The following is a 15,649-nucleotide window of genomic DNA, read 5'->3' on the forward strand; positions in this document are numbered from 1 at the left end:
AATCATTTTGAACACTCTATACATTTACTCAATCTAGCCATAATTCAACTGGACAATGATCAGAGCCTAATACATCTTCACGAATCACCACATCTTTAACATGTGACATAAATTCTTTTGCTACGATAAAATAATCAATTCTCCATCCGATATTTCTTTTTCTAGCTTGATTCATATAGCTCCACCATGTGTAAGCACCTGTTTTGTCTGGATAAAAAGCACGAAAACTATCAACATAGTTCGCTTTTAGTACACAATCAAATTTTTCACGTTCTTCTTTTGTGAAACCTGCATTGCCAATATTTGTTTTTGGATTTGCCAAATCAATTTCTCGATGCGCCACATTTAAATCCCCACAAAAGACAATAGGTTTTTTCTTATTTAGTGCGTTAATATAATTTAAAAAATCATCTTCCCATTGTTGACGGTAAACTAATCGTGTCAAATCACGCTTTGCATTCGGCGTATAAACTGTGACAAGATAATATGTATCAAACTCGAGTGTAATCACACGCCCCTCTTGATCATGTTCTTCTTTATCAATACCATAAAACACTGACAATGGTTTTATTTTCGTTAAAATAGCTGTACCAGAATAACCTTTTTTTACAGCACTATTCCAATAGACATGATAACCAAAGTCAGAAAATGGATAATCAACATCTGTTATTAGAGCTTTCACTTCTTGTAAGCACATAATATCTGGCATACTTTCTTGTAAATAGTCTTGTAAAACACCTTTTGTTAAAACGGAACGAACACCGTTCACATTCCACGTTGTTATTTTCATAGATAACCTCTTCTATTTTAAAATATATTTCTATTTTATCTCTATCAAATAAAAAAAGCCACCTTTAAGTAAGGTGACTTTTTTATGATTATAATTTTACAACGTTTACTGCTTGAGGGCCACGAGCGCCTTCACCGATTTCAAATTCAACTTCTTGACCTTCTTCTAATGTACGGTAACCGTCTGTTTGGATTGCTGTAAAGTGTACGAATACATCTTCGCCACCTTCACGAGAAATAAACCCGAATCCTTTTTCTGCATTAAACCATTTTACTGTTCCTTTTTCCATTGGAAATCCTCCTGTTGTGCACGTGCACAGTTTATTATATCTTTTGTAGCCGGTGCCAACTGTCGTAAACACAAAATGATTTAAACTTACAATTACCCGAAAAGTCTAACAAAAAACATTATAGTTAATGTAACATACTTTTTTCTAAAAGTACAGAGAAAAATATAATTTTTTAAAAAAATGTTCGATTTAGTATGTATATTTTTCTTTTTCATGTTCTAATAATTCTATTTTCAAAGAAATACCTGCTCGAAAGCCACCTAAGTAACCGTTTTTACCTAAAATACGATGACAAGGAATCATCATTAAAATTGGATTTTTACCAATCGCATTTGCAACTGCTCTGACACTTTTAGGTTTATTGATAAGACAAGCAATATCCGTATAAGTTGCCGTCGAACCAAATGGAACAGATAATAAGGCTTTCCAAACCTCTATTTGAAATGGTGTACCACGTAAATCAAATACGACATCAAATACGGTACGTTTCTTTGTAAAATATTCCATTAGTTGTTGTACATATATATTTGTTTTTTCATCACATTTTATAGCTTGATAAAGTTGTACATAAAACGGGCTTATATCAATAGAAACTAAGCCTTTTTCTGACACAACTATATAATAAGTATGCATACGATAAAAAATTGTGCTGTAATACATGAATGCCTCCTTTAAAACGAAATAGTTGAAAGTAATATATGTATATTGTAGACTATAGTCATTATTTATGAAAGAAGGTAATCACATGGTTGAATTTGCTTATAAAAACCCGACAAAACTTATTTTTGGAAAAAATAAAATCTCTCAATTAAAAAAAGAACTTGAACAATATGGAAAACGTCTATTATTAGTCTATGGTGGTGGTAGTATTAAACGTACTGGTTTATACGATTCTATCATGACAGAATTAGAGGGTTTTGATGTTTTTGAATTAAGCGGTGTTGAACCAAACCCACGTGTTACAACAGCTCAAAAAGGTGCTGATATGATTAAAGAACACAAGATTGACGTGGTTTTAGCTGTTGGTGGTGGTAGTGTCATTGATTGTACAAAATTGATTGTTGCTGCTGCTTATTATGACGGTCCCGCTTGGGATATTGTTATTGGTAAACATAAACCAACACAAGCTGTGCCATTTGGTACGATTTTAACACTTGCTGCAACAGGTTCAGAAATGAATTCTGGTAGTGTGATTACAAATATTGACACAAATGAAAAATTAGGTTGGGGAAATCCTCTTGTTTATCCTGCTTTTTCTATTTTAGATCCTACATACACATTCACTTTACCTGAACATCAAACTGTAAATGGTATTGTAGACATGATGAGTCACTTAATTGAACAATACTTTAACGAAGCTACAAACACAACTGTTCAAGACGGTATGATTGAAGGTGTTTTACGTGCCATTATTGAAACTGCACCAAAAGTGATTGATAATCCAACAGATTATGATGCACGAGAAACACTTATGCTAGCTGGAACAGTTGCATTAAATGGTTCTTTACGTTGGGGATATAGTGGTGACTGGAGTACGCATAATATCGAACACGCTGTTAGTGCTTATTATGATATTGCACATGCACAAGGTTTAGCCATTATCATGCCAAACTGGATGTCATATGTCATGCCTAAACACGTGGATCGTTTTGAGAAATTTGCAAAAAATGTATTTGGCATTCAAAAAGAAACAGCCTTTGATACAGCAAAAGCTGGGATTGATGCACTTCGTGCTTTTTGGACAAGTTTAAATGCACCAAGTACTTTAGCTCAAGTTGAGATTGATGATACAAAATTAAAAGAAATGACAGAGCATTGCATGATTTATGGTACTTTTGGTCGTTTAGAACCATTAGGCTATGATGATGCACTTGCCATTTTGAAGATGAGTTTATAAATAAAAGTACCTCATTTTTATTATAAAATTCATTCTAACACCTAAAAACAGGAAAAGCGAAGTCAACATATTACCGTGTTGACTTCGCTTTTTGACTTTTGGGACAACTTACTAATACAATTTGACAAAGTTTTTTATTTAGCGTCTAAAATAACCTCTTTTAGATGCATCAGTTTTGTGATGAAATCATTATACGGAACAGAAATATTGTTTTGTTTCCCAAGTTTTGCAATATAGCCATTCAAATAATCAATTTCTGTTAAGCGACGGTTTTTCACTAAATCTTGGTACATAGATGTATAATGGTCTTTTACTTTTAATGTTGCCTGCAAGACAAACGCAAGCAATTCTTCTAAATCAAAATCAATATTTTGTGTGCGAGCGACTTCTACAAATTCTTCGGTTAGATGTCTAACAACCTCCTTACCATTTTCTTGTAATAAATATTCTCCTAAATTACATTCTAAAAGAGCTGTAGCTGCATTAGAGCAACAATTCACACATGCTTTTTTCCAAATGGCATGCATCACATTATCACTATATTGTGCATTTAAATTTGCTTGATTAAAAATATGTACAATCTGTTCAACGCTTTCTTTTAATGTGTCATCTAGTACAGCATTTTGCAAAGTAATATTACCAACACCATGTAACAATACATGCCCTGCTTCTTTTAATTGTGCCGTCCAAATGGTTGTCCCTAACACGATATTTTCTTTTGGTATATACTTTTCAAAAATAGTATGATGTCCTAACCCATTTAATAAAGAGATAACACGGGTATTTTGATGACAATATGTTTTTACATCTTTTAAGACATTCTCTAATGCCATTGATTTTGTTAATGGGATAATGACATCAAAAGTATTGGTTACTTCTTCAGGATAATAAATGGGAATTGGTACACATTCTTCAATACCATTATAATCGACATATAAGCCACTTTTTTTAATTTTCTCGACATGGTCTTTCCATGTATCGACCAATGTGACATTCTCCCCTGCTTTCATTAACTGATAACCAATACGACACCCTAAAGCACCTGCACCAAAAATTGCAAACTTCATAGTATCCTCCTTTTCTTATATACCTATAGCATTTCAAAAACATTTGTTTAACACGATTAGCATATAGAAAAACGAGCTTTGTGTCAACATGAACATTTTATTCATATAAAAAATATCTCTACAACTATTTTGATACCTTTTTCATAAGACATTGTATTTTAATCATGCTCCATTTACACCAACACGATTTAACGACGAATTAAAAATAGAGAAAAGCGATAAAGACTCGTTTTTCTCTATTTTTGTTTTCCTTAATCATTGTTGCAATACATAGAAGATAATAAGGTATTTATACTTCTTTCACACACACAGAGATACGTCTATATTTTTCTTTTGAGGATACTTTGTATAAAACAAGTGTATGCCCGATAATTTGAACAATATGAACGTGTAACATTTCTGTTAGAACACTTGCAACATGTTCTTCATCTTCCATTGTATTTTGTAATAAATTTATTTTTATCAATTCTCTTTTTTCGATAGCTTCACCTATTTGTCTAAGCATATCTTCGTTTAAACCACCTTTTCCAATTTGAAAAATTGGTTTTAAATGGTGTGCTTCTTTTTTCAAAAATTTGACTTGTTTTGTTGTCAACATTAAATAATTGCCTCCCTAATTGTTACGTCCACACCTTTTGGAACATAAACAGCTACTTTACCTTTATGATGCATTGTAATCCAACCCAATCCAGAAATTACAATATCCATTTGTTTTTTGATAAAAAATTCACTACGTACAAATGCCACATCTTCTTGCGGGACAGGCGATAATAAACCACCTTTATGTTTGTCATAAAAAGCTGTTGCTCCATTTAATTTTGTGCGATGTAACAACAATTCTTGAGCAAAATAAAATGTCATAGCATTTTTTTCTCCCGATAAATAATCAAAACGAGCTAATCCTCCAAGAAATAATGTTTGTTCTTCATTTAATTGGAATGTCACCGGCTTTAATTCTTTTTGTGGAGATACTAGTTTCAATGATTTTTCATCTAAATAATGTGCCATTTGATGACGATGAATAATTCCTGGCGTATCAATTAAATCAGCGCCATCCTCAAAAGGAATACGAATTTGATCTAATGTTGTTCCTGGAAATTGAGATGTTGTTATCAATTCTTGTGTACCACCTAAACTAGAAATAATAGCATTGATTAAAGTTGATTTTCCAACATTTGTGACACCTACAACATAGACATCTTTACCCTGCCTACGATGTTCAATAACATCTAATAAGGCATCAATCTCTTTTTTCTTTTTACCACTTGCCATGACAATATCAATAGGCTTAATGCCTTGTGTGTGTAATTGTTCTTTTAACCAGTGTTTCACACGATTTAAATTAACGGATTTTGGCAATAAATCAACTTTATTAGCAACAATCAAAATATCGTTTTTGCCTGCAAAACGATGCAAACCAGAAATCATAGAACCATAAACATCAAAAATATCAATCACATTCACAATCAAGGCATCACGTGAACCTATTTCATGCAACATGGCTAAAAAATCATCATCGGATACGGATACTTTTTCTAATTGATTATAGTGTCTTAATTTAAAACAACGTTGACAATAAAGTTGTCCTGTTTCAATACCTTTTTCATACGCAGATTTCGGCGTATACCCTTTTTCTTTTGGATTTTCTGTTTGTATAGCTAATCCACAACCTATAAAAAAAGTGTTTCAGTCAAGTGTTTCTCTCCATTCTAAATGATATTTTTTTTGCCATTTTGCTAAAATACGTCTTTCAAAAAAACGATTGATTTTTGTCATAAAATAATCACTGTTTACAAGTGGTTTTACCATAACTGTTCTCATTTTTGATAAAGTACCGGCTACAATATCAGTCAATAATTGATCTCCCACCATAATTGTTTTATCTGGTGTACTTTGTAAATTCTCCATTGCTTTTTTCAAACCACTAGACAGTGGCTTTTTAGCACTGGCAACATAAGGGATATCTAAAGTATTCGCTACTTTGGCAACACGATTTTGTCGATTATTCGATACAATGGCTACTTGAATATGTGCCTCTTTTAAGGTTTGTAACCATTCTTTTAAAGCAGGGGTCCCTAATGGATCACACCAAGCAACAATCGTATTGTCTAAATCAACTAAAACAGTATGAATATCATGTGTTTGTAATGCTTCTGGCGTTAAACCATAAACACTATTTAACATCCATGTTGGTTTAAACGATGTCATGCTCGCTCTCCTTTACGTTTATATTTGTATCATCAATCAGATATGGTGGACGTTTTTTTACTTCGTAGTAAATTTTACCAATGTACTCTCCCAAAACACCAATCGAGATGAGTTGCACACCACCAATCACTAAAATGGCAGAAATTGTCGTAAAATACCCACCAACCGTCACACCCTCTTTTAATATTGTGATAAATGTCCATAAAATATATAAAAATGACATGAGCACACATACTAATCCTAATTGAAAGGTGATGCGTAAAGGTTTGTCGTTAAATGATAAAATACCTTGCACACCATAGTTAAATAATTTTTTCAACGACCATTTTGTTTCTCCAACTTGACGTTCTTGATTTTCATACTCGATAATTTTTTGTTTAAAGCCAATCCAAGAAAAAAGACCTTTTGAAAAACGATTGCTCTCTTTTAATGACAATAAAGCATCGACTGCTTTTCTGCTTAATAAACGAAAATCGCCAACACCGTCAACCATTTCAACATCTGTTAAATGATTGACAATTTTATAATACATCTTGGCAAAAAACGTTTTAGATACAGAATCTCCCGTTCGTGTTCTTTTGGCAATTACTTGATCATATCCAGCATGAAAAGCATTGATCATTTCTTTAATAAGTAGAGGAGGATGTTGTAAATCAGCGTCCATAATAATCACAGCTTGTCCACTTGCGTAACTCAATCCTGCAAGCATTGAACTTTCTTTTCCAAAATTACGACTAAAGCTAATGTATTTTACATGATTGTCTTTTTTTGCCAATAATTTTAATTGCAATAACGTGTTATCTTTACTGCCGTCATTGACAAAAATCAATTCATAAGACATACCAATCTCTTTTAATACATCAATCACGTGCTTATATAGCAAAGGAATGGCTCCTTCTTCGTTGTAACAAGGAATTATAATTGATAACATCATCCTTACTCCTTTCTATTTTTTAGCTAAATCAGTAATATAATCAAAAAATGCTGTTGGATTGACATCATATACTAAGTCAACTGGTCGTCCATTTTCTACTTTTATCGTGCGTCCTTTACTTGCTCCTGTTGTGACCACATCACTGTATACAATGTCACGTTTGACTAAAGCTTCTTGTCCAAATGAAGCTGTCGTTAATACATCCCATAAGAAATATGTTGAGTTCGTTACAAAATGAGTCAATGGTGGTACGATAGCATAACATTGTCCTAAAAAGTCAACTCCCTCAAAACGACGTTGACTTGCCCACATATCACGTACATCTAATGTTAAAGGAACTTTTCTTGTACTTTCTAAAGCAACTAATTCAATTTTGATTGAAGAATCCCAAACACGTTTTGCGGCAAATGGATCCCAAAATACATTCCACTCTGCTGTTCCATCATGCTCCGGTTCTTCAATATTGCCATGCTCTAAAAATGTTCCACCCATCCAATATAATTTATTGATTTTTTCTTCAATGCTTGCATCCATTTCTAACGCTCTTGCCAAATCGGTTAATGGACCAACAAAAACTAAATCAATTTTTTCATCACTATTTTTTAAGACATGCACTAAATCTTCATGTGCTTTCAAAGAACTATCTTGAATACTTACTGGTTTATGTTCATTTAAAATAGGTAAGGCATCTACTGTAAAAGCGTGCATGCGCCATTCTTTAGGAAATGGATGAACCGGTCTTGAATTAGAAGATGCAACTTTGATATGTTTTTTATCTTTTTCTGATCCGAATTTTTCAATAATTTTTTTACTTGCAGATACGGCAGGTTCTAAATAACAATCTGCTTCAATGACACCAACACCAACAACTTCAACATCGTCCATTTTCAATAATAAATATAAAGATACTAAATCATCTACACCACCGTCATGGTTTAAATATACTTTTCTTGTCATATTCTCTCTACCTTCTTATTTTAATAAATCAAAATATTTTTTATTGCTTGTTGTACTACGCATTCCTTTTAAAATAGCCTCTGTATACTCGAGTGAATCTCCTTTCATACTGTTACGCATTTTAAAAATTAAGTCTAAACGTTTTTTATCTATCAATAATTCTTCACGACGTGTGCCTGATTTTTTTATATCAATTGCAGGAAAAATACGTCTTTCTGCTAGTTCTCTGGATAAATGTAATTCCATATTACCAGTTCCTTTAAATTCTTCATAAATCACATCGTCCATGCGACTACCTGTATCAATCAATGCCGTTGCAAGAATTGTTAAACTACCGCCGTCCTCAATATTACGTGCGGCTCCAAAAAAACGTTTTGGTTTATAAAAAGCGGCTGGATCAATCCCTCCACTCAATGTTCGACCAGACGGAGGAATAACAAGATTATATGCTCTAGCTAAACGGGTAATGCTATCCATTAAAATGACAACATCTTTTTTTTCTTCAACTAAGCGTAATGCTCGTTCATGAACTAACTCAACTAAACGTACATGGTTTTCAGGTTGTTGATCAAATGTCGAATAAACCACTTCTCCGTTAATACTGCGTTCTAAATCAGTTACTTCTTCTGGACGTTCGTCAATCAATAAGACAATTTAAACGTCTGGATAATTTTGTGTAATTCCTTTGGCAATCGTTTTAATCAATGATGTTTTACCTGCTTTTGGAGGTGCAACAATTAACCCACGCTGTCCAAACCCAATTGGTGCTACCCAGTCAATCACACGTGCAGCAATATCATTTGTTTTATGTTCCAAAACAATTTGTGTGTCTGGATAAAGTGGGACTAAAGCTGGAAAATGCTCTCTTTCTTTAGCTTTTTCTGGATCTTGTCCATTGACTTTTAACACATGCATTAACCCATTGCGACGTTCACTTTGTTTTGGTGGACGAGCCGTTCCTGTCACTAAATCGCCTCTTCTTAAATCAAAGCGACGCATTTGTGAATTAGAAATATAAATATCTTCTTGACTTGGGGTATAATTTATTGGACGTAAAAAACCATAGCTATCTTGTCCGTTATAAACAACGTCTAAAACACCTTCAACTGTAAAGAAACCTTGTGTTTCTTCTTGTGCACGAATGACAGCCATGCACAATTCCTTTTTATTCATTTGACTATATGAGGGAATATTTAATTCTCTAGCATATTTATAAATTTCTTTTAACGTTTCTTGCTCAAGTGTTTCTAAAGTCCAAATATTTTCCATTAGTCGCCTCCAATTTCAACCATTTCAATATCCGCCCCTAATGCACGTAAATTATCGATAATATGGGCATATCCTCTTAAAATATGCTCTACACCATAAATTTCTGTTGTTCCCTCTGCCATTAAACCGGCAATTAATAAACATGCCCCTGCTCTTAAGTCGCTAGCTGTGACTTGTGCACCCATAAGACGTTCAGAAGGCCCATTGAAACGAATCGTATCTCCTTCTACTTTGACATTTGCACCCATTCTCACCAATTCAGCAATGTGTTTCACACGTTTTGGATAAATCGTATCTAAAACCGTTCCTGTTCCTGTTGCTTTTAATAATAATGGTGTAATCGGTTGTTGTAAATCAGTCGCAAATCCCGGATAAGGTTGCGTTTTAATTGATACCATATTTAATTCTTTCGTTGGTTTTACTAAAATATCTTCTTCTCCAACAACAAAATCGACACCCATTTCGTCTAATTTCGCCAAAAAACTTTCAATATGTTCGGCTATGACATTTTTGACTAAAATACCCTCACCGCAAGCGGCTGCCAATGACAAATACGTTCCTGCTTCAATACGATCTGGTATAACGGCATGTGTACAGCCATGTAAGTGTTCCACACCATCAATACGAATAGTGGCTGTACCTGCACCACGGATATTAGCACCCATTTTATTCAATAATGTTACCACATCAACAATTTCAGGCTCTTTTGCTGCGTTTTCTATAATGGTTCTACCTTTTGCTTTCACCGCTGCAAGAATACAGTTAATTGTGGCACCAATAGACACAACATCAAAGTAAATACGTGTGCCATGTATCCCGTGTTTTTTAGCATCTAAAGAAATAGCACCTTGCTCATTCGTCACGGTTGCACCTAATTTTTCAAAAGCTTTAATATGCTGATCAATTGGACGAGGACCTAAAAAACAACCTCCAGGTAATCCAATAACTCCTTCATGAAAACGAGCCAATGTTGCACCCATAAAGTAATAAGAAGCACGTAAACTTTGAATTTTACCACTTGGCATTGGAACAGATTTTATATGCGTTGGATCTATTGTTAACACGCCATTATCAAATACTGCCTTTACATTAAAATCATGTAATATCTCAATCAATGCATGTACATCTTTAATATCTGGTACACCTTCTAAAGTTACTGGGCTATCCGCTAAAATGGCAGCTGGAATAAGTGCTACAACACTATTTTTTGCACCATTTATTGTCACTTCCCCAAATAGTTTTTTGCCCCCGTGAACAACAATTTTTTTCATGTTTCATTCTCCTTAAAACGTATCTACTATCTCTCATTCGCAATTTTCTTATTTTTGTCTAAATGACAAAACACCCATTTTAGAATAGCTTAAAATGAGTGAAATGTCTATCTTTTTATGTTGTATTCACGTTTCTTCTTGAATGCTGTGCATAAATCGTATAGAATAATATTTAATTTATATAATCATTAAGGATATTCTATGGAAAAACATGTATAAAATAACGATACATTTTTAATTCATCTATGAGAGGACTACTATATTCATAACCAACCGATTACAGAATTATCGAAAAAATATGCCTTGAGTCAATACAAACTTTTAAAAGAGCTAGACGAATCGAAAGATAAAAAGCTTGTTAAAATTTTTATTCATTAGCTTTATCCGTAAAGACGTATTATTTGAATCATTAGACACAGCTGTTGTTGTTTTATACGGTCACCCATTCAATATCAATGGACAATTTTTATCAATCAATCACAACAAAACATTTGGGCTGTCGTTAGAAAATATTTTCTACATTTCTATCCGAATTAGTGTATGTAATAACAATTTAAATCATCTGCCATTATCGGTACATTAAAAGGAAGTTTATGAACGCATTTATTTTTAGACAAAAAATTTGCATTGAAAATTTTGGATACATTATGAAAATAATAACAGAGTTTATGCAAAAATCCAAATGGAGACGTACTTGCGCCATAAAGCAGTCTACAATAAAATTGTGTTTACCATCTACACTACGATGGTCTAAGTACATAAATCCTTTTTCTTTATTATCCCGATGGTAATAGCCACTTTCTTTATCAGTCGTACTTTCTTTAATAGTTTTAGAGCTGGTTTTATCGGTGTAATGAAACGGCTTTTTTCAAATAGCTTCTCGTTCGGCGTTGATTTCGTTTTCTAAATCTCGTTTACGTTCCTGAACCACTTCAATAACGGCGTTTCTAAATTTATTTTTATTGGTGTTTGCTTTAATGTGTGTGGAATCTGTGAATAATGCTGTGCCGCTAATTAAATGATGTGAGATAGCTTGGTGTACAATAGTGTTGAATATATCTTCAAACACAGACGTACCTTGAAAACGGCGAATATAATTTTGAGAGAAAGTAGAATAATGTGGGGTAGGTTTAGAGAAAGGGAGGTTTAAAAACCATCTAAACGCTACATCCGTTTCGACACGTTTAATGGTTTCTCGCATGGATTTAATGCCATAAATATCTTTTAAAAAGACCAATTTAAATAAAACAACAGGGTCTAAACTATTACGACCGTTGGTATGACTATAATAGGGAGAAGTAATCTCATAAATAAAGTTGAAATCAATTGATTTATCAATTTTACGTAGTAAATGGTCTTTTGGTACTAATTCGGACAATGTGTTTAATATGATTTCATCATTTGGGTGAGTTTCTTTATAAAACATAGATTTTTCCCTCCTTTTTCTTATCTCTATTATACCACTTTTAAGCGTTATTATCGTATCAGACGTTGTGGTACGAATGACTTCGTTCTCGCACGTAGTAGAGAACGAGCGATGTATCGTGTACATCGTGGTAAGCCGTACAACTTAACGTCTGATACGAAAAAAGACTGTCGACATTTTAATTTGTCAACAGTCTGAGACGGTATTGCTACCGTCCTTACACTAAAATCAAATTGTATATTATAACTAGATTGAATTAAATCTTTAAATTTTCACATCAAATTTTGCAATTCTACCAGATTAATTCCCATAATTCTTAAAATATCAGTAAACGCTACTTTCTGCCTTTTGAAGAATTTACCGAGCGAATTCTCCAAGCTACTTTCTACCTGCTGTCTTTATAATTTTTCCCATTCTAATGACCACCCCTTACTTTTTGATCGTTATTATTACATCTTCATTCGACAATAAGTCTGTAACTTCCTGCTCCGGTAAATCTATTTTTCCAAGCTTCGTATATGCCCATGAATTTGAACCATAAAACACAACAAGATTATTACTGTTATAAAGGACTATATCCCCATTGTGTGTGGTCATCTGTTTATCATTACTTCTATACTGCTTTCTCAATGAACCCACCTGCTCATTACCTCCGTACCTAGACATACTGATAACCATATCACCCTCTGAGACATCTTCCATTAGTGACCTCGTCGAAGCATTATCCTCCCATATAACAGGAACAAGCGTATCATTAATATAATATTTCATATCATATTTCTGACTTTCTTTACTATTTACACTTTGACTGTCACTTTTAGCTTCCCCAGTAATTTTATCTGTCTGATTTTTATTGTCACAGTCATTTACGATATTTCCACATCCCACCATAGAAACAAGTATCACCATAGACAGAATAGTACAAAATAATGTTCGCATTGCTTCTACCCCTTAAAATTGTTGATATAGTTAATACTTTCTTTTACATCACTAACATACTCCATTTTCTTCAAAGAATTTCTGTATCTTATCGAAAGGGATCACTTCTAAATTGTCATAAAGATCTGTATGAACAGCACCTGGAATGGTAAGAAACTCTTTATTATCAGTGTAATTACTGTCCTTAATCATAGCTTCATATGCATCTTTCCCAAAATAATAACTATGTGCCTTATCTCCATGCATAATAAGAACTGCACTTCTGATTTCATTACTGTATTTAAGAATCGGTTGATTCATAAATGACTGACAGCCAATCACATTCCATCCGTCATTTGAATTAATGCTCCTTGCATGATAGGCTCTACCTTTATAGTATTCGCTATAATCCTTCACAAAGAATGGTACATCCTCTGGAACCGGAAGAGGGATACATCCACCAGCCCTTGAGTACTCACCTTTTTTGTATTCTTCTGTTCTAATTGAATTTAGCTTTTTCTTTAAATTATAACGAGCTTCCTCATTGTTTTCAGAATCAAAATATCCGTTGGCATTCACTCTTGTCATATCATACATTGTAGAAACGACTGTTGCCTTGATTCTGGTATCAAGAGCTACTGTGTTAATGGCCATACCACCCCATCCGCAAATTCCAATAATACCGATTTTATCTGCATCCACATTATCCTGAACTGAAAGAAAATCTACTGCAGCCATAAAATCCTCTGTATTAATATCCGGAGATGCCATATATCTTGGTTTTCCACCACTTTCACCTGTAAAAGACGGGTCAAATGCAATAGTCAGATACCCTATCTCTGCCATTGTCTGGGCATACAGTCCGGAACACTGTTCTTTTACTGCTCCAAAAGGTCCACTTACTGCAATCGCAGGAAATTTATTCTTAGGCTCTTTTGGAATATACATATCTGCAGCAAGTGTGATGCCATATCGATTTATAAATGTGACCTTCTTGTGATCCACTTTCTCACTTTTAGGAAATGTCTTGTCCCATTCCACAACTAGCTTAAGTTCATCTGTCTTCATATTATCAAATACCTCCATATAAGTTCATATTGAAAATAAAATCTTCAGGTCTTATAATATAATTATAAGACCTGAAGTTAACTTTAGGTCAAGTATTGTTTTTATAATCGAAAGAAGGTAAATATATGTATACAATTGGACAGGTTTCAGAGATGTTTAATCTCCCAATCTCAACATTAAGATACTATGATAAAGAAGGATTTTTCCCTCATCTAGAGCGAAAAGGCAATATCAGATATTTCAGAGATACTGAAATTGAGGCTTTACGGGTTATTGAATGTTTAAAATTATCCGGTCTTGAAATAAAAGATATTAAACGATTCTTTCAGTGGGTTATGGAAGGCCCATCAAGCTACTTTGATAGAAAACAATTATTTGAATCTCGTAAAAAAGCTGTACTTTCTGAAATAAAGCAGCTTGAAAAAACTCTTGCCATGCTCGAGTTTAAATGTTGGTATTATGATAAAGCATTGCAAGATGGTACTGAGGATGGCATTAATGCCCTGCTTCCAGATAAACTTCCCAAAGATATTCAAAAACTATATAACAAGGCACATAAATAATACAGCTGGGTTGATAACCCGAGATATGTGAATCTGGGGTGCGAATTGGTGTCCAATATGTCCTTTTTCCAGTTTTACACCAGATATTTTGCGCCATTTTCAGTTTTCAATTTTATCGAACTAAATTTTACTCTATCTTGCAGCTTCTTTTAATCGTTTAATATCTTTTTTAATTTCTCATTTTGACTGATTTCAAATCGGTCTTCCATCACTTTGTTTTCATACCATGATATAAAATTTCCTGATTGGTCATCAATAGAATTCCTGTTTCGATTTCTATCTATTTAATTCTATCCGACTGCCATCAAGGAATGTAAATTCAACTTTTCCATCATGATGTACTGTAAGATAGTCTACAATACTAAGCCATACATTTTTATCAAACTCTCTCATGAGATCTTGCTTTTCTAATTCCTTTATAAAATCCTCTACCTCATCACGCTTGGATTGTTTTTCTATGATAGTTTGCTTGATTTCATCCAGCCTAACCTTTGTAGTATTAAACCTATTTACTAGGCTTGAGTATCTTATTTCATAATCATCCTGGTTTTGAACTTTTCTGGCATTCTCATTAATACAGTCATTTACCTGCTAAGCCACAATATTAAGTTCTTCTTCTAGTTCTGTCTTTTCCTTCTCAAATGCTGAGGTATCAAAGATTATCTTTGCCATTTTTTTATGGGTGCTAATAATCTCTTTCTTATTCTTAACCAGCTTTTCTTCGCTCTAGTAACCTCTGTACCCTATCAAATGTACTTGGTGAAATAATAGCCTCGTGATTTCCTGTTACATAATATTGAGGTATTTCACCCTCATTCTTTTTCTTTTCCTTAGTCAAAAAATCAACTGTAAATGACTTTTGCAGCAGCGCATCTCCTTTATATTTCTCATTACTAAGTATTGCTGCAACTGTTCTCGCCGACCATTTCTTCTTCCCACCGGGTGTTAATGGCTGTATAATTTTTAGGGTTGATGGCATAAGCCAGCAACCC

Annotated in this window: 17 protein-coding genes and 2 pseudogenes; 3 read left to right on the forward strand and 16 right to left on the reverse strand. The window is 33.6% G+C overall.

Features of this window, described 5'->3' with window-relative positions:
• Positions 1 to 28 precede the first annotated feature (28 nt).
• The 3 genes from xth to H1220_04915 form a co-directional block, all read right to left on the reverse strand.
• Positions 29 to 790 carry an exodeoxyribonuclease III gene (gene xth / locus H1220_04905; protein ID QMI85084.1) on the reverse strand — a complete coding sequence of 254 codons (762 nt, stop codon included), beginning with the start codon at positions 788 to 790 and terminating at the stop codon, positions 29 to 31.
• Between the two features lie 88 nt (positions 791 to 878).
• Positions 879 to 1,079, reverse strand: a complete 201-nt coding sequence (locus H1220_04910) for a cold-shock protein (GenBank protein ID QMI85085.1) — start codon at positions 1,077 to 1,079, stop codon at positions 879 to 881.
• A gap of 189 nt (positions 1,080 to 1,268) precedes the next feature.
• On the reverse strand, positions 1,269 to 1,739 hold the full coding sequence (locus tag H1220_04915; protein ID QMI85086.1) for a methylated-DNA--[protein]-cysteine S-methyltransferase: 471 nt from the start codon (positions 1,737 to 1,739) through the stop codon (positions 1,269 to 1,271).
• Positions 1,740 to 1,824: 85 nt separating this feature from the next.
• On the opposite strand from H1220_04915, the gene H1220_04920 reads away from it, so the two are divergent.
• Positions 1,825 to 2,976 carry an iron-containing alcohol dehydrogenase gene (locus H1220_04920; GenBank protein ID QMI85087.1) on the forward strand — a complete coding sequence of 384 codons (1,152 nt, stop codon included), beginning with the start codon at positions 1,825 to 1,827 and terminating at the stop codon, positions 2,974 to 2,976.
• 134 nt (positions 2,977 to 3,110) lie between these two features.
• Here H1220_04920 and H1220_04925 read toward each other — a convergent pair whose 3' ends face one another.
• From H1220_04925 to H1220_04960, 8 genes and pseudogenes are all read right to left on the reverse strand, one after another.
• Positions 3,111 to 4,043, reverse strand: coding sequence for a 2-dehydropantoate 2-reductase (locus H1220_04925; GenBank protein ID QMI85088.1), 933 nt, complete (start codon positions 4,041 to 4,043; stop codon positions 3,111 to 3,113).
• A gap of 289 nt (positions 4,044 to 4,332) precedes the next feature.
• A complete protein-coding gene (gene yhbY, locus H1220_04930) occupies positions 4,333 to 4,641 on the reverse strand; it encodes a ribosome assembly RNA-binding protein YhbY (protein QMI85089.1) in 309 nt (102 codons plus the stop codon).
• Positions 4,641 to 5,717 (reverse strand): ribosome biogenesis GTPase YqeH, encoded by a 1,077-nt coding sequence (gene yqeH / locus H1220_04935; GenBank protein QMI86656.1) that lies wholly within the window; start codon positions 5,715 to 5,717, stop codon positions 4,641 to 4,643. Before yqeH ends, yhbY begins: the two co-directional genes overlap by 1 nt.
• A 12-nt stretch (positions 5,718 to 5,729) precedes the next feature.
• Positions 5,730 to 6,251, reverse strand: coding sequence for a YqeG family HAD IIIA-type phosphatase (locus tag H1220_04940; GenBank protein ID QMI85090.1), 522 nt, complete (start codon positions 6,249 to 6,251; stop codon positions 5,730 to 5,732).
• Positions 6,238 to 7,185, reverse strand: a complete 948-nt coding sequence (locus H1220_04945) for a glycosyltransferase family 2 protein (protein ID QMI85091.1) — start codon at positions 7,183 to 7,185, stop codon at positions 6,238 to 6,240. Before H1220_04945 ends, H1220_04940 begins: the two co-directional genes overlap by 14 nt.
• 12 nt (positions 7,186 to 7,197) lie before the next feature.
• Positions 7,198 to 8,142 carry a nucleoside hydrolase gene (locus H1220_04950; protein QMI85092.1) on the reverse strand — a complete coding sequence of 315 codons (945 nt, stop codon included), beginning with the start codon at positions 8,140 to 8,142 and terminating at the stop codon, positions 7,198 to 7,200.
• A 15-nt stretch (positions 8,143 to 8,157) separates the two neighbouring features.
• Positions 8,158 to 9,411, reverse strand: a pseudogene (gene rho, locus H1220_04955) (transcription termination factor Rho).
• Positions 9,411 to 10,682 carry a UDP-N-acetylglucosamine 1-carboxyvinyltransferase gene (locus tag H1220_04960; protein QMI85093.1) on the reverse strand — a complete coding sequence of 424 codons (1,272 nt, stop codon included), beginning with the start codon at positions 10,680 to 10,682 and terminating at the stop codon, positions 9,411 to 9,413. Before H1220_04960 ends, rho begins: the two are co-directional and overlap by 1 nt.
• 355 nt (positions 10,683 to 11,037) lie before the next feature.
• On the opposite strand from H1220_04960, the gene H1220_04965 reads away from it, so the two are divergent.
• Complete coding sequence (locus H1220_04965; protein ID QMI85094.1) at positions 11,038 to 11,265, forward strand: hypothetical protein; 228 nt, start codon at positions 11,038 to 11,040, stop codon at positions 11,263 to 11,265.
• 285 nt (positions 11,266 to 11,550) lie between these two features.
• On the opposite strand, the gene H1220_04970 is transcribed toward H1220_04965, so the two are convergent.
• The 3 genes from H1220_04970 to H1220_04980 form a co-directional block, all read right to left on the reverse strand.
• On the reverse strand, positions 11,551 to 12,108 hold the full coding sequence (locus H1220_04970; protein QMI85095.1) for a transposase: 558 nt from the start codon (positions 12,106 to 12,108) through the stop codon (positions 11,551 to 11,553).
• Positions 12,109 to 12,537: 429 nt separating this feature from the next.
• Positions 12,538 to 12,879, reverse strand: a complete 342-nt coding sequence (locus H1220_04975) for a hypothetical protein (protein ID QMI86657.1) — start codon at positions 12,877 to 12,879, stop codon at positions 12,538 to 12,540.
• A gap of 219 nt (positions 12,880 to 13,098) precedes the next feature.
• The gene (locus H1220_04980) at positions 13,099 to 14,094 is read right to left on the reverse strand and encodes an alpha/beta hydrolase (GenBank protein QMI85096.1); all 996 of its coding nucleotides are present in this window, start codon (positions 14,092 to 14,094) and stop codon (positions 13,099 to 13,101) included.
• Between the two features lie 125 nt (positions 14,095 to 14,219).
• Here H1220_04980 and H1220_04985 point away from each other — a divergent pair, with 125 nt between their 5' ends.
• A complete protein-coding gene (locus H1220_04985) occupies positions 14,220 to 14,657 on the forward strand; it encodes a MerR family transcriptional regulator (protein QMI85097.1) in 438 nt (145 codons plus the stop codon).
• A gap of 39 nt (positions 14,658 to 14,696) precedes the next feature.
• Here the strand turns inward: H1220_04985 and H1220_04990 are convergent.
• Both H1220_04990 and H1220_04995 read right to left on the reverse strand, forming a co-directional pair.
• Positions 14,697 to 14,926: pseudogene (locus H1220_04990) on the reverse strand (Lsa family ABC-F type ribosomal protection protein).
• Between the two features lie 437 nt (positions 14,927 to 15,363).
• On the reverse strand, positions 15,364 to 15,636 hold the full coding sequence (locus H1220_04995; protein ID QMI85098.1) for a recombinase family protein: 273 nt from the start codon (positions 15,634 to 15,636) through the stop codon (positions 15,364 to 15,366).
• Between the last annotated feature and the right edge of the window lie 13 nt (positions 15,637 to 15,649).

The sequence above is a fragment of the Carnobacteriaceae bacterium zg-84 genome (assembly GCA_013874835.1).
In the GTDB taxonomy this organism is placed as follows: Bacteria; Bacillota; Bacilli; order Lactobacillales; family Aerococcaceae; genus WM01.

Bases quoted from the DNA above. Each gene is read 5' to 3' on its own strand.
- xth (QMI85084.1), bottom strand. From the start codon at position 790: ATGAAAATAACAACGTGGAATGTGAACGGTGTTCGTTCCGTTTTAACA.
- H1220_04910 (QMI85085.1), bottom strand. From the start codon at position 1,079: ATGGAAAAAGGAACAGTAAAATGGTTTAATGCAGAAAAAGGATTCGGG.
- H1220_04915 (QMI85086.1), bottom strand. From the start codon at position 1,739: ATGTATTACAGCACAATTTTTTATCGTATGCATACTTATTATATAGTT.
- H1220_04920 (QMI85087.1), top strand. From the start codon at position 1,825: ATGGTTGAATTTGCTTATAAAAACCCGACAAAACTTATTTTTGGAAAA.
- H1220_04925 (QMI85088.1), bottom strand. From the start codon at position 4,043: ATGAAGTTTGCAATTTTTGGTGCAGGTGCTTTAGGGTGTCGTATTGGT.
- yhbY (QMI85089.1), bottom strand. From the start codon at position 4,641: ATGTTGACAACAAAACAAGTCAAATTTTTGAAAAAAGAAGCACACCAT.
- H1220_04940 (QMI85090.1), bottom strand. From the start codon at position 6,251: ATGACATCGTTTAAACCAACATGGATGTTAAATAGTGTTTATGGTTTA.
- H1220_04945 (QMI85091.1), bottom strand. From the start codon at position 7,185: ATGATGTTATCAATTATAATTCCTTGTTACAACGAAGAAGGAGCCATT.
- H1220_04950 (QMI85092.1), bottom strand. From the start codon at position 8,142: ATGACAAGAAAAGTATATTTAAACCATGACGGTGGTGTAGATGATTTA.
- H1220_04960 (QMI85093.1), bottom strand. From the start codon at position 10,682: ATGAAAAAAATTGTTGTTCACGGGGGCAAAAAACTATTTGGGGAAGTG.
- H1220_04970 (QMI85095.1), bottom strand. From the start codon at position 12,108: ATGTTTTATAAAGAAACTCACCCAAATGATGAAATCATATTAAACACA.
- H1220_04975 (QMI86657.1), bottom strand. From the start codon at position 12,879: ATGAAATATTATATTAATGATACGCTTGTTCCTGTTATATGGGAGGAT.
- H1220_04980 (QMI85096.1), bottom strand. From the start codon at position 14,094: ATGAAGACAGATGAACTTAAGCTAGTTGTGGAATGGGACAAGACATTT.
- H1220_04985 (QMI85097.1), top strand. From the start codon at position 14,220: ATGTATACAATTGGACAGGTTTCAGAGATGTTTAATCTCCCAATCTCA.
- H1220_04995 (QMI85098.1), bottom strand. From the start codon at position 15,636: ATGCCATCAACCCTAAAAATTATACAGCCATTAACACCCGGTGGGAAG.